Below are 15,068 nucleotides of genomic sequence, written 5' to 3'. Positions count from 1 at the left end.
TGAATGCAGGTGAAAATATACCTTTGCTGAGTGTCAGTCCACTTAGATTGGAGATGCTTGCAGCCGCAGAAACGATTGATCAGAATTCCTGTCCCGTATACTTTTCTAGCGCAGCATAAATGCCTTTTTTACGGGCACGCTTGATGATTAGTCCAAAGAGGCAGCGTTGCAGCCAGAGTGGAATACCAATGATCAGTGTGTTTTGTAATGTTAATACTAAAGCGGTATGGGCGAGAGATTTAGGATTGCCCTTCTCATCGGTTAATCCATCGTCCATAAGCCCGTAATGAATGCGAACGGATTGCTCGAATTTGCTTGGTGGCGTTAATCGAACGCGGAATACAACAGGATAATCGTGATCGTTTGTAAATGTATGTGGCGTTTTGAGCGGGGCAATGCAACGTTCTCCAGTCTCTAACAAGTGCTTTGTTTTACCCAAGGTAACTGTGAGCGTACCGGCGATCACTTCAAATTGCTCTTCGAAGTGGTCATGAATATGTAGGGGTGGACCTTTGCCACGTGGTGGAAGTGTGACTTCAATTAATAAATATTCACCGTTCGTATCCTTTGCCGTTTCTATAAACGTAATTTGTTCACCTGTCACTTTATTCGTAACTGTTTGTTCCACTCATGATCGCTCCTTGTATTCATTCATTACACATCAGATAAAAGTATTGTAAAGAGAATTATAGGAGCTTGTAGTCATACGAAAGTAGTACACTGCCATGAAGGAACGATAAAAGTGCTACTCCTCATCATTTGAGGAATAGCACTTTTGATTACTTACCGTTCTTCAATTCTAATCACTAATTGTTAATGGAATGCCTTAAACATCTCAGTCTACTCTCGTACCGTCACATTTAATTTGTATGATCTGGTTTCCCCTGAAGAATTGCGGAGTACAGCTTCATACTCGTAGATTCCAGGTGCCCTTCCAGAGATTGCGGTAACGGCAGACTGTGCACCAGGCGTATGTGATTGCAGCGATTGTGTGTCGATCAATACATCATTTTCGTACAGTTCATATTCAGTTGCATTCGTTCCCCACCACAGATTCATGGTGACATTGAAGTTGCCGTCACCGTCCCAGTTGTCGTTCGACAGAACGGCTTGCCCTGGGGAAGCATCTGTGACGATAACTGTCAGCGGTACACTTATGGTTGTACCGAGTGCATTGATCAATTCCCCGGTATAGATATAGGTGCCATTTTTCTGTCCAGTAATATCCACTTTGACAGACTGTGCGGACGGGGATTGATCAACCAGAGAAATATCCTTAATCAATTCACCGTTCTCATACAGTTTGAACTGATTGCCGTTATTGCCCCACCACAGATTCATGGTGATCGTGTAGTCGCCGTCTTTGAGCCCCGTGTCGTAACCATTGTTATCAGATAACACCGGAGTGCCAGGCGCTCCGTTCGCTAGTGGCGTTCCCTGATGGAGCCATTCCTCCCACTTAAGCAGCACATCTGCCTGCTCATCCGAGAATACGGTTCCTCGAGCTGCTTGAACGTCATCACCGTAGGATGCAAGAAGTTGACGCGCTTTTGCTCCTTCACGATCGTTTGCTGCCTGTTTGGCTTGTTGTAACGTGTTCGCAAGCTGATCAGCAAGAGCGCCGGCATTAGGAGCGATCGATTCATCTGCAAAGGCGTTGGTCAGATTGATCAGGCTGTCGAATGTAGCAATAACTGCAAAACTATATTCTACCGTCTGTTCCCACCCAGCCAAATCGGAGACGGTTGCCGTAACGTGGTTTAGGCCGGGCTCCAGTGTATATGCCGGAGTGTCCAGAAGCACACCCTCCGGTTCTGCCACACCAGAACCCGTATCGGAGGCTGTATAGCCAATTTCCACGTGCTGATCAATGGTGTACTCGGTTTGACCTTGAATTTCAATGGTTGGAGGTACGAGATCAATGGATATGGACAAAGACTGTTCACTCTCTTTGTTACCGTCAACATCGACGCTCCAGTAGGTGATGGTATGCGTTCCTTCTTCAGTTAGAGTCAACTGTGTGCCACTCACTGTTTCCCCACCATTAATTTGATAATAGGTCCCTTCGATTTCGGAATCTTCATCAACTGCTGCAAAGGTTACTTGGACTGGAGAAGTATACCAGTCGTTCTGCGATTCTCCTTCCACAGTTGCCGTGGTATGCGGGGCTTCCTGCTCCGGAGATTCCCCTTCCAGCGTAACAAAGTCAGACAGCGGTATATTCAATTCCTTCACAAGACGTGCCACGAGTTCAGACACCTTGATTGCACCGTTCATTTGCAAGTGTGTATTGTCTTCGGTTGTACCTACCCACATGAATATCGATTTGGTTCCTTCTGTGCCAAGTTCTTGGAAATGTTCCCAACTGGCTTGGTTCAGATCAATGATGAGTGTGTCTGTTTCCTGAGCTGTTTCTTTCATCGCCTGTACGTATTCCGGGAAGCTCTTGTTCAGCACCTCTCCGGTAAAATCACGACGGTTCACTGGCGTGACCAGAACCGGAATCGCACCTCTCTGCAGAGCGCCATCAATGTATTCTTTCAGATATACCTTAAACTGTTCGGGCGTAAGATAACGCTCTGGACGTGAAGGTGTGGAATCGTTATGAGACCATTGCATGAAAAGATAATCGCCTTCATGAATGTCGAGTAAAATATCGTTGAGATATCCACCGACCAAGAAGGTTTTGCTGCTCAAACCTCCAACTGCCCGGTTATCAATACTGACTTCATTTGCATCAAAATATCCACCCAATGTTTCTCCCCAGCCTGCTTGCGGACGATAGTTTTCCGCGTAATTGGCCACAGTGGAATCGCTGGCCAAATAAATAACCGGTTTATCGCTTGCACTATGGTCTGGCAGACGCTCCAGCTTCAGCGCATTGATCTTCGGCGCATTTCCGGTGAAGTTTAAGTTGAATACCCCATCGATCAGGGCAATATCATACGTGATTTCTTTGAATTCGCCCTTGGCAATGCTTGTAAGCGGCAGTTTGGTCATCTGCTCTACAACGACATTTGCGCTGGTCGATTCCTCCGCATCCCCGATGGTCATCGTTACCCGGTAATTCGCCGGCTCCATTTCCACGAGGAAAGAGGTACCGTTTACTCGTGTGAAATCTTCCTTGAGCAAATCTCCGGTTTCCCGGTTCTCATCTTTGGTCAGCGCAGTATCAGCAAAGCCATACCCGTTGCCTTCGATATATGCTCTTTTGGCATCTACTTTGATGTATCCGTCGGCTGCGCCGCCAGAACCAAAGTCAAAATTATATTCGTTAATCTCTTCGCCTGGTTCACTTGTCAATGAATCTTTCGCAACTGTTAACATGTTCAACGCATGGTCAACTTGAGCTTGGGTGGATTCCGTATTGAATATAGCTTCCGCAGCTGCCAAAGCCCGGTTCACCACGGCCTTCGATGCATCTGTATATTCCGACAGATCAATTGCTTTGATCTCATCGTACAGAGCGATTAAGGCCGTCTGATCGCCACTCTCTGAAGAGAGCTGCGTGCCTTCAATCCGCACGTTATCGATCTGGGTAGTCCAGTTCAACGTGCCTCCACCGCCTTTTCTCGTTCCCAGGAATCGCATGGATCTGACGTTGTCCGCATATGCGCCGGAACTCAGTGAGATATCTGCAATCGTTTGGGTAACTGTCGGATCGGCTAGATTCGTTAATGTCAGATCCAATGTTTTCTCGGCAAAATTAACGGTTGCATCCACATTGACCCACTGGTTCTTGGTAATATCTGTAGCCGTTCCCCCTTCGGGTATGGCCGTATCCCCTGTGCCGTAGTCCGGGTTATATGCACCGACAAAATAATGAATTTTGGTGCTTCCGGTTTTCGTAAACAATGTGAAAAGGGCATTTTCGTTCGAATCCTGGACCGTGAGATGACCTTCTGATGGATAGGCACTCACATTACCGGATTGCCAGTCAAAGTTCACGTTCACCTGATCGCCGTTTACAGCATCGAACAGACGGAATACCTTGGCCCGATTGCCCGATCCGGAACCCGCGACGGACAGTACCTTATTTCCGGACTGGTCAACAACAGTTCCCGTCATGGTTCCTGCAATACCCGTGGCATTGACCATCGCATATTGGTAATCAGCAGCGTCGCCTTCAAAGTCCTCCTCATATAGCTGGGCTTCCGGCTCTGGTTCTGGCTCGGAAATATCCGGGTCGATGACCAGTGATGAAATGCTCAGCTCCATGTCTTTGACTGCACCGGCAACGAGTCCGGCAATTTTCTGAGCACCATAGCTGCTGAAATGCGTATTATCGTTGATCCCATTCGGGTATTTTGGATATTCACCCGGATTAGCATACAGGAATACTTTCTCTGTAGCTGTATTACCAATTTTGTCGTAGTACGCAATACTTAATTTGCTGAGATCAACCAGAGGCACATCAAGCTCCTCCGCTACTTCTTTGGCAGCCTGCACGTATGCCGGGAAGCTGACGTTGAATTCCTGAGTCACTGTGTTGAAATCTCTGCGTCCAACCGGAGTGAGCAATACCGGTGTAGCGCCGCGCTGTTTGGCACCGTTTACATAACGAGTTAAGTAGATCTTATAGTCCTCAGGGGATGCATACCGGTCCGGTATCCCTGCACTGGCGTCGTTATGACCAAAGGAAATGAAGAAGAAGTCCCCCGGCTTAATTCGTTGCAGGATCGTATCCAAACGACCGTCTACCATAAACGATTTGCTGCTTCGACCGCCGATCGCATCATTCACGATGACTGCCCCATTGGAGAAATACCGTCCGAACTGTTGCCCCCATCCTTCTTGAGGGGCTTGCATTTCACTGTACGATTGCATAGTTGAATCACCGGCCATATAGATCGTCGTTGCCGTACCGGCTACTTTCTCTGGATATTTCTCGATGATGACGTCTTGGATGTCTATGGCTGTACCCGTGAAAAGAAGATCAAGCTGTCCATCCACTAATGCAACATCATAGGAATACTCCAGAGGTGTTCCTGCTGTCACATTGGTTACGGCGAGCTTCTGAACGAATTCGGATTTGACCCCGACATTCGAGTTATGCGCATCATTGCCCAATCGTAGCGTCACCTTATAGTTGGCATTGGGCAGGTCAACAGCAAATGTCGTGCCTGTCGCGACCGAAACCTCATTTTCTCCTACGGTAACACCGCTTGTATCCTTGAAGCCGTATCCCGTCTCTTGTGTGTATAACGTGTCTTGTATAGCGGTATTTCCTGAAACTGTCTCTGTACCAAAATCAAAGCGGTAAACCGGCTCAGCCATTTCTGCTTCGCGGGTCAGAGTCAGATCGGCTTTAGGGAATGTGGTAGCTTCTGCTCCAAGATAAAAGCCGGTATGAGGCGGCTGGTTATAGGCTACATTTTGCCAGGCTACGCCAAGTCGATACACAGGGTCCTGCATCAGCGTAGGAATGCGATAGTCTGTAGGAATGGTCGTCGTATAAAGACGATATTCTGAACTATCTTCGCTCCGCAGCAAGAGTTCCTCACGCCAGTCCCCCAGAATATCCGCCTGAAGCGCCGGATTTCCTTTGGTATGGTTGTTCGTTAACGTACCGGTTGCTCGGAAGATTTCATCTAGCTTTTTGTTTTCGTAATCCCACTTATAAATGAGTGGGATTCCTTTGGCGGTACTGTTATTCCACTCATGGTCAAACAGCTCACGCTGAAGATCTCCATCCCACCAGATCGCAAAGTTTGCGGTTTTTGGTCCTTCTTCCGCAGTGTAGATAGCCTCTCCAACAGCTGAGTAGGTATTGGTTACAGGAACACTTTGCCCGTTGGTAATGGTTGTGGCCCATGATTCGTAGCCCGGATAGTTCGGATCAATGTCAGCTGACATCCCGCGACCCGTGTCAAACCCTGTTTTCTCACCCCAGAGGATTTCACCTGTTGCCGCATCGCGCATCTCCAGTCCGTATGCCGCATCCGAATGCTCGTGCACACTTACGACCTGATAGCCCTCCCGGTTCGGATCGAGCTGGCCGGCGTGCATAGCGTCACCGTGGCCGAGTCCAGTGCTGTACAGCAAGCTGCCGTCATCGTCAATGGCCAAGGCACCAAACATGATTTCGTCCTTGCCGTCATTGTCGGCATCCAGCACACTTAGATTATGGTTGCCCTGTGATTGATATTGTGATCCTGCTTCGTTCGTGTCGAACGTCCAGCGCTTAACGAGTTCCCCGCCAACATAATCATAAGCAACAAGTACTGTGCGGGTATAATAACCCCGGCTCATCACGACACTTGGCTTCGTGCCATCCAGATAAGCAATTGCGCCAAGGAACCGGTCTACACGGTTACCGTAGCCGTCGCCCCAATCACTGACGTTGCCTCTTGGCGGATCATAGTCCACGGTGGATACGGCCGCTCCGGTCTCACCATCAAACAACGTGAGATATTCCGGCCCTGTCAGTATGTATCCGCCTTCGTTGCGATAATCCTTCGTGCCGTCACCAATGACCGTGCCTTGGCCGTCCTTTGTGCCGTCAGCCGTCTTTACAACCACCTCGGCTTTTCCGTTGCCATCGAGATCATACACCATTAACTGTGTATAATGCGCTCCGGCGCGGATGTTGACTCCCAGGTCAATCCTCCACAGCTTGGTGCCGTCCAGTTTGATGGCATCGATATACACATTGCCGGTATAACCTGCCTGCGAGTTGTCCTTGGAATTGCTCGGACTCCACAGGAAGACAATTTCATATTCGCCATCGCCGTCCAAGTCAGCTACGGAAGCGTCACCTGCATAATACGTATAGGTTCCACCGTCTTTTGTCCGTCCGTCGGCTGGTTTATCCAGCGGAATAGGCAGATAATCGTTGTGCCAGACCGATGCAACCTCCGGTTGCATTTGCTCTTTGCCTGCAATAACGGTCGAGATCTGATATTGTGAACTGTCGAAACCGGTGGTGTCCACATAGTTCGTCACATCGCTTATGGGCGACGTGTTCACTTTGGTTCCGTTTTTATATATATTAAAAGCGATATCATCCGGATCATTGTTCAAATACCTCCAGCTTAAAAAAACACCGTTGTCTACAAGAACCGCAACCAGACCCCGGTTAAGATATTCTCCTTGGCGACCTGGCAGGCTGCTTGATGACTCTGCACGCGCTGGCGCCGGGGGGATGACCAGTGAAATAACCATAAGGAACGCTAATAAAGATACAAGTATCGATTTCTGGATGGAACCATTTCTTCGGTTCATTGGATTAAGTCCTCCTTATCTAAAAAATATTTTTTAGAATCATCAGTTCGATCTGCCCTGCTTGTTGCCAAATAACACAAACTACAGTCACCTCCCTTTGTATGTTACCGCTTACATTTATCTTACAGGTCTAAAAAAAGACAGACAATCTAAAAAATGTGACGTATTATATAATATAATTGACTTTTTTAGGAAGGGGATGAAAGATGGTTCATACGGTCTCTTATGCTTTTCGCAATGACGATACATCAATCATGACACTAGACTCTATTGGATGGCAGATCGTCTCAAGCGAGGAATATCGTTGTCCCAGTGACAATAGACCGGACCCGGGGCACGTTGTTTTTCAATACACGCTCAATGGCCAGGGTTATCTGGATATTAACAATCAAACGATTCCTTTACCAAAGGGACATGCACTACTTGTTAAAATTGCAGGAGAACATTGCTACTACTATAAGCAAGAGAATAACGAACCCTGGGAATTTATTTGGATAAATATTCGCGGGGATGAAGCCAATCGAATTTGGGATATGATCCATGATAATGAGGGGCATGTCATTCTACGAAACGCAGATTCTCCCTTGATTCAAGAGTTATGGCAAATTATTCAATTGATCCATCAGGATAAAGTTACGGACAAGTATCGATTGTCCATGCAAGTCTATCGGTGGCTGCTCATCTTGGTGCAGACAAGTCGGGATGCGGAAAGGGATATCGGTGCCCTTTCCATAACAACGATCGAGAAATGTAAAAAGTTTATCCGAGAGAATTATGCCTCCCCTTTGACGCTGGATCTGCTAGCCAGCCATTGCGATATCAATAAACACTACTTGTGCAGGTTATTTCAGAAATCCGAGAAAACTTCACCGCTAGCCTATCTCAAAGATAGACGGATTGAAGTTGCAATCCGACTACTCCGCACGACCGAACTTCCGATTTCCCAGATTGGCCAACAATGCGGCTTTGAGAGTCCCAGCTATTTCGGCAAAGTTTTTCGGCAATATATGTCCATGTCTCCCAAAGAATATCGCATGAATAAGCTAGAGTTTCCATATGAGGCCATTTATTATGAATAGCCAAACTTGCTGTTTGCTAGTTGTCTTTGTTCGGGAGCTACACTTTTTCCGATAAAATAAAAAAAAGACGCTATAATAATAGCGACTTTCAATGGGACTATGTTCTTGTACTTTGAGAACTGCTGCTCTTATTGAGCGGTGTATCCTCCGTCTACGATCAGACTATTTCCTGTCATATATGAAGAATCGTCGCTAGCTAGGAACAGAACGGCTTTCGCCATTTCATCTGCTTGACCCAAACGTTTCATTGGAGTTGCCGCAGAAAGTGCTTGTTTGCTCTCTTCCGGGATAATCGGTGTGTCGATAAAGCCTGGGCAAAGGGAGTTCACCCGAATATTTTGCTCAGCATATTCCAGCGCAAGGGAACGAGTCAGATTCACGACGCCGCCTTTAGCTGCATTGTAGGCTGCAGAACCAGGCGAGCCAACCCATCCGTACATGGAAGCTGTATTGACGATGGTGCCTCCGCCAATTTTGAGCATTTCGCGGATCGATTCACGAGCGACCAAGAATACGCCGTCCAGGTCAACATTGACTGTATTGCGCCATTCGGCGTAGTCAAGCTCATGCGTCGGATGCACACGTCCGATTCCTGCATTGTTGAATACGATATCCACTTTACCGAATGCTGCTATGGTTTGTTTGAAAATCTCAGCAACCTCTTCTTCACTCGTTATGTTTGCTTTGATGAAGAGAGCTTCTGCTTTAAGCGCTTTCAGTTCCTGCTCAAACGCCTTGCCTTTTTCTTCATTCAGATCCACCAAGACCACTTTAGCTCCTTCGGAAACGAATAAGCGAGCTGTCGCTGCACCAATCCCGGATGCTCCTCCTGTGATGACTGCAACTTTATCTTGAAGTTTGCCCATGAATAAATCCCCCAGTATAATATTTTGAATAGCACTTCAATTGAATATGTGCTATGTGACGTTTACAAAACTAATTCTATGCTTAAAATTGTAACAATCCAATCATTAAGATATGACCAAGTGTCTACCTCGTAGACACTTTATAAAACTATGTCTATATTTATAGGAGTTTTTTTGAATGAATAATGAACTTATTGTGACATCTCAACACCGTAATCGAACCAAAGAGCACCTAAAAACGGCTCTGATTCAGCTCATTAAGAAAAAAGGATTCCATGGTGTATCTGTCAAGGACATCGTTGATCAGGCGGGCTATAATCGCAGTACATTTTATTTACACTACCAGGATAAATACATTCTCGCCGAAGAATTGCTGAGTATGACACTCGGAGGATTGAGGTGCGCCGTAGGTAAACCCTATTGGCATGGTCAAAAGGTCTTAACAAACAAGCTGGATGCCGAATCTTTTCAAATCGTGGATTACATCTACGAACATCGTGACTTCTTCGAACTGATTCAGTTCGATGATACGTTACCCGGTCTACATACAGGCTTTCCACAAACCATACTCAAAATCTATGAGGAGCAATTTGTCTTCGAGACGATCAACAACTCCCCAGTTAACATGGATTATTTCAAGTACTATACCGCTTACGGTTTTTTTGGATTACTGAACAATTGGATATTAAGCGGATATCGTGAGTCACGCGAGTCATTTATTAAGAACGTGATCGAGCTCACCAAAACACATATCCACTCTTTTCATTATGTGGGTAACAAGTATGATTCATGATCTCGAATCTGTTGTACTGAAACCTACTTCATGTATTCATCGTCTCCATTTTTTCTATAAGGTTTCTTTTACTTAATCTCCTCCTGTATAGCATATACTTCCCTCGTTGTTTCTATAAAAGATAAAATAATCGGTGACAGCCACTTGTCTTTATGCCACAACATCTGTGTATATACATGCAAGTCTGGAACTTGCCATGGCAGGACAACCAGTTCTCCCCGTTCAACTTCGGCTTTCGTGACAAGATCAGGAAGAAAGGCAATACCGATACCCGAAATTGCACATTGCTTAATTGCTTCAGCACTTTGAAACTCTAAATATGTAATGCTGTCAATGCCCTCTTTCTCAAATGAACGGTCAAACATAGTTCTATAGGGGCAGCCCTTTTCATTTGTCAGGAACACTTCTCCGTGGAAATCTTCCAGTTGCAGTACGGCCTCTTTGGCAAGTCGATGTTCTGGAGCAGCGAACAAACGGAAGTTCTCTTCTGATAATGTCTCCACGGAAAGTCCAGTTGAGCGAATGGGTTCATCCAGCATATAGACAACATCTGCAGTTCCCTCAAATAGTCTTTGCTTGAGCTCCTGATTTGGAACAGAACGGAAGATCAGACGAACTCCCGGGTGCTGCGAACGGAACCGTTGAAAGACAGCTGGAAGTCTATAGGCACACACTACCTCATTGGCACTTATCGTCAAAGTACCGGTTAGATTTTCATTGTCATGAACGTCACTGCGAGCTTCGTCCAGCTTGTCCAGAACTTCCTGGACATGAGTTAAAAAGCGCTTACCCGCAGATGTGAGCGCGAGATGTTTACCTAAACGATCAAAGAGACGAACACCAAGCTCATCCTCCAATGCTTTAATTTGCATCGTGACATTAGAGGGAACGTAATTCAGCACCTCCGCAGCACGAGTGAAATTTAGTGTTGAAGCAACTGTGCGAAACGTATTTAGTTGACGTAATTCCACGTTGGATCCCCTTCTCACTTTCAATATTATTGATGGCTAGTATGAATTCTGTTCACTTTTGTTAAAAGTACCACAGCTCTATACTAAGCACAAGAAGTCACACACTGAACATGGGTGATTTCATTTGAAGGGAGCGATCATACGATGGATTATGAAATTTTTAATTTTGGTGATGTAACATTGCAATCGGAAGTTACCTTGCCCAATGCTTTTCTTGCTTACAAGACTTATGGAAAATTAAATAAACAGAAAGACAATGTTATTGTCTATCCAACTGCTTTTGGTGACCAGCATGTTCAGAATGAGTGGTTAATCGGTAAGGGAATGGCACTGGATCCGGAGAAATATTTTATTATCATTCCGAATTTACTGGGCAATGGCTTATCTTCATCTCCCACGAACACACCTCCCCCGTTCAATCATGCTCATTTTCCGCAGGTAACCATCTACGACAACGTTAGATTACAGCATCGACTGTTGACCGAAAAGTTTGGAATTCAAAAAATAGCTCTTGTCGTGGGTTGGTCCATGGGGGGAATTCAAGCATTTCAATGGGGAGCGAGTTATCCGGATATGGTAGAACGAATTGCACCGTTTGCGGGAATTGCCAAGACTTGGCCTCACACCTCTGTGGTTATGGACGGTGTAAAAGCTCCACTACTGTCTGTGGTTGGCTTCGATACTAGCAAACTAGACCAACTGACTTCTGAAGACATGCGCGCTGTTGGCCGAGTCTATGCAGGTTGGGGACTATCGCATGCATTTTATAGAGAAGAGCTGTATCGTGAGATGGGGTTTGAATCTTTGTCAGATTTTGTGGCTGGTGTATGGGAAAGTAGCTTTATGAATATGGACCCGCATAATGTACTCGCTATGTTATGGACAGGCCAGCACGCAGATATTAGTGCCAATCCTTCCTATAACAGAGATTTTGATCAGGCGCTGAAGAGTATTAAAGCTCTTGCCTGTATCATGCCGGGGAGTACGGATCTCTTCTGCACAGCAGATGATAATGAATATGAAGCTAAGCTCATACCTAATGCTATTTTCAAACCAATACAATCAATCTGGGGTCATTTTTCTGGTCGTGGAATTAATCGTGCCGATAATCAATGTATTGACGACAATCTAAAACACTTGTTGGGGCTTCATACAAACGGATAGATCATCAATGACATTGGATGTTCTACTGGTAGTTTATCTATTTAGTGTTGGTAGAAGTTCTTGTCCATGTCGTAGGACAAGAACTTCTATTGATAAAATAGAGAAGCACCTTCATCCGATGAGCGTATACTCCAATGCTGTGTCGGGTTACCGATTTTCGACTTTTATTAAATTATAATCGTGCCGTCTTATATTTTGTTATTAGGTAGATATCTCAATACCTTTTCCCGGTCTTATCGTCCACAAAATAACAAATGAGACCATGACAATAATTAAACATACCGCATAAACAAGACGAAGCCCTGCAAACTGAGCAATGATTCCACCGCCCAAATTTCCGACTAGTCGTCCAATAATGGACCCGTTGTAATAGATCGTTGTTGACATCCCTGGTGAATTTGGAAGCAACTCGGTGAAATAGCTCAATCCGTTGCCCATGACAATGGCTACGAACACGGCCTGCAATAGCTGGGCTACAATAATTTGCCAGGAATTAGTCGATACTCCTAACACAACATTATAAATTATTGCAATAAAGCAGGCGCTAATCATCAATGAATGGTTCGATAACTTTCTGCCGAGAGCACCTAGTGCAAACATAATGGGAATCTCCAAACCTGCACAAATACTAACCACCAATCCAACATCTGTAGGTGTGCCATGGAGTTCATTTACGATTAACAGTGGTGTGATAATCCCGTTTATGGCGTTGACTGCAAATAATAAGATGAAGGCAATAGACGGAAACCAGATCTGCCGACGGCTAACGGATGGCGAGCCAGCACGATCAGGTCTTTTCTTTTTAACTGCTTTTTTTCTGGGTAAAAACACAAGCACTAGAGATGCGATGATCAGAAAGATGGCTGAGGTACTCAAAAAGAGTCCCTTGTATCCAACAACTCCTAAAATGATGGTTCCAACTAGAGGACCGATCAGGAATCCAAGAGATACAAGTGTACGCAGCGTGGACATTGCAAATGTTTTGTCATCCGAGTTGCTTTCACTTGCCGATTCTTGCGCGTAAGCATAAATTTGAGGCATGGCGGCAGCCCCTAAACCACTAAAAAAACTGACGATTACAAGCAAAATGAAGAAATTATCCAACACTAAATATGAAGTGTAGCCCAAAGCAGATGAAACGGTAGCTAAAATAATAATAAATTTGCGGTCCTGTTTGCGATCCGAATATTTACCGATGATTGAGTTTGCCATCACCCCAGTTAATGAACTCACAGCTGTTAAAACGCCGAAGGCCCCAGCGCTCATCCCCAATTCCTGAGTGCAATAGAGAGCCAAGTATGGCAAAGTAATCGAAATTCCTATGCCTACCAATAGAACACAAATGACAAATAAACCAAAACCTTTGATTGCAAACAAATTGATTAGTCGTCTGTACAAGGTAATCCTCCTTACAACGATGGTGATTACTGTTCTTGATCAATTTTTTTTCCTATCCACCGTTCTATTATGCAGAAAACAAGTACAGCACCGTTATCCCGATTATATTAAATACTTGCCTAATCCTATCAATATATGATCAAACTCTTGGAATACCTTTAATATAAAAAAGAGTCTCTAATAACAATATTAGAGACTCTTTGAGCATTCATTTAACTTTTTCTATTTTTGTGACTCCCCCTTGAATTGGATTGCTTTCCTGCCGAAACTCAGGCCAATCAATACTAAGGTTTTTAAGGTTTCTTAATCATCTCTACGCCGTCAAAGGTAAGGCTGTCAATATCCGTATCCTTTTTCAACATATATTTATCAAAGAACGCCTTTGTATAAGAAGTGATAATGTTGCGCTGTTCCATCGCGTCCCGGGTTCCTCTGGATGCTTTATCCGTAGTCGTAAACAAGGAATCGGAGAAGTCACCATGGACTACATTATCAATAATGGCAAAGTAGGTGTCCTTGCTGTTGGATTCAAGAAGAAATGCATTCGTATTATAGGCAAGCACGGTGCTGAGTTGCATGAAAGGTTTCTTAAAATCGCTATCCAAGGCACCTAACATATTACCGTCAAGGTTTACAGCCCCGACAAATCGGTCATCGTCACGGCTAACAATTGCCGCTGTCGTTCCTCCAAATGAATGTCCGAACACACCCATTCCGATATCAAGCTGGAATCTGCCTTTAAACATAGATTCAATGTCACCAGTATTCATATTGTACAAGTTATCTGCAACATATCGAATATCCTCGCTCTGTAAAACGGCATATTTTGCAAACTTGACTGCTTCAGGCGCCGAAGTTAATTTGCGAGCAATCTCAATAGCTTCTTCTTCCTCAAGCTTCTCAGTCACAATTTCAGGTGGAGTTAGGGTGGCGGCTTCCATTCCGTATTTCGTTACTTCGTCCATAAATTTCTCTGACATACCAAACGTTCGTCCATCTTTAAGTTTGTACACACCACTTTCGGCATGTCCGATGGATACCACAATATAGCCAGCGCTTGCCAGGTCTTGAGCGAACAAAGTGCCCTGCTGTGGGTAAGCGCCTGCGCCATGAACAAAGAATAAAACCGGATATTGTTTTTCCTTTTCAGACAAGGCCAGATCGTCGTAAGACCACGTCTTGAAATTGGAATCAAACAGCTGCTCACCACCCGCTGTGCCCCCTAATCTAACCAGAAGCTCATCCCTCAGTGAATGAAACTCCGGAAATGCATACTCTGCCGTAGGCTTGCCCTCATTGCTGTCGGACGGATAGAAAAATAATGCCGTTAGTTCTCTTTCAGAATGGTTTGATGCTGTGTACTTAAAGTCCATCTGTGTACGCCCTACCGTATAACTTCCCATCGGTTTCGGAAACTCATTCTGTGCGGGAGCAACGCTATTTTCAGGTTTCGGAATTTCCTCCTGTGTGGAAGTTCCGCTATTAGTGCTGCCGCAGGCGGAGAGCATGGTCAGTGAGAGAACCATGGCCAGAATCGTTGTCAGTCTTTTTTTCATCATTATTCCTCCAATGT

The 15,068-nt window shown here is 45.2% G+C and carries 9 protein-coding genes; 3 read left to right on the top strand and 6 right to left on the bottom strand.

Annotation, left to right across the window (positions count from 1 at the left end; all coding sequences use genetic code 11):
- Positions 1 to 79 precede the first annotated feature (79 nt).
- The gene (locus MHI06_RS15955; RefSeq protein WP_340398385.1) at positions 80 to 628 is read right to left on the bottom strand and encodes a cupin domain-containing protein; all 549 of its coding nucleotides are present in this window, start codon (positions 626 to 628) and stop codon (positions 80 to 82) included.
- Between the two features lie 212 nt (positions 629 to 840).
- Positions 841 to 7,224: a GDSL-type esterase/lipase family protein gene (locus MHI06_RS15950; RefSeq protein WP_340398384.1), complete on the bottom strand. Its 6,384-nt coding sequence runs from the start codon at positions 7,222 to 7,224 to the stop codon at positions 841 to 843.
- A gap of 206 nt (positions 7,225 to 7,430) precedes the next feature.
- On the opposite strand from MHI06_RS15950, the gene MHI06_RS15945 reads away from it, so the two are divergent.
- Positions 7,431 to 8,303 (top strand): AraC family transcriptional regulator, encoded by an 873-nt coding sequence (locus tag MHI06_RS15945; RefSeq protein WP_169479249.1) that lies wholly within the window; start codon positions 7,431 to 7,433, stop codon positions 8,301 to 8,303.
- A 128-nt stretch (positions 8,304 to 8,431) separates the two neighbouring features.
- Here the strand turns inward: MHI06_RS15945 and MHI06_RS15940 are convergent, their stop codons facing one another.
- Complete coding sequence (locus MHI06_RS15940) at positions 8,432 to 9,169, bottom strand: SDR family NAD(P)-dependent oxidoreductase (RefSeq protein ID WP_340398383.1); 738 nt, start codon at positions 9,167 to 9,169, stop codon at positions 8,432 to 8,434.
- 178 nt (positions 9,170 to 9,347) lie between these two features.
- Between MHI06_RS15940 and MHI06_RS15935 the strand changes: the two genes are divergently transcribed.
- Positions 9,348 to 9,962, top strand: coding sequence for a TetR/AcrR family transcriptional regulator (locus MHI06_RS15935; protein ID WP_340398382.1), 615 nt, complete (start codon positions 9,348 to 9,350; stop codon positions 9,960 to 9,962).
- A 68-nt stretch (positions 9,963 to 10,030) separates the two neighbouring features.
- Here MHI06_RS15935 and MHI06_RS15930 read toward each other — a convergent pair whose 3' ends face one another.
- Positions 10,031 to 10,933 (bottom strand): LysR family transcriptional regulator, encoded by a 903-nt coding sequence (locus tag MHI06_RS15930; protein ID WP_169479252.1) that lies wholly within the window; start codon positions 10,931 to 10,933, stop codon positions 10,031 to 10,033.
- 144 nt (positions 10,934 to 11,077) lie between these two features.
- Between MHI06_RS15930 and MHI06_RS15925 the strand changes: the two genes are divergently transcribed.
- Positions 11,078 to 12,097 carry an alpha/beta fold hydrolase gene (locus MHI06_RS15925; protein WP_340398381.1) on the top strand — a complete coding sequence of 340 codons (1,020 nt, stop codon included), beginning with the start codon at positions 11,078 to 11,080 and terminating at the stop codon, positions 12,095 to 12,097.
- Between the two features lie 201 nt (positions 12,098 to 12,298).
- Here MHI06_RS15925 and MHI06_RS15920 read toward each other — a convergent pair whose 3' ends face one another.
- The gene (locus MHI06_RS15920; RefSeq protein WP_340398380.1) at positions 12,299 to 13,495 is read right to left on the bottom strand and encodes a sugar efflux transporter; all 1,197 of its coding nucleotides are present in this window, start codon (positions 13,493 to 13,495) and stop codon (positions 12,299 to 12,301) included.
- Positions 13,496 to 13,788: 293 nt separating this feature from the next.
- The gene (locus MHI06_RS15915; RefSeq protein WP_340398379.1) at positions 13,789 to 15,051 is read right to left on the bottom strand and encodes a choline esterase; all 1,263 of its coding nucleotides are present in this window, start codon (positions 15,049 to 15,051) and stop codon (positions 13,789 to 13,791) included.
- Positions 15,052 to 15,068 lie beyond the last annotated feature (17 nt).

This window comes from Paenibacillus sp. FSL H8-0079 (genome assembly GCF_037991315.1).
Classification (GTDB): Bacteria; Bacillota; Bacilli; order Paenibacillales; family Paenibacillaceae; genus Paenibacillus.
Note: the sequence above shows the minus strand (reverse complement) of the source record. Positions and strands in the feature narration are given on the sequence as shown.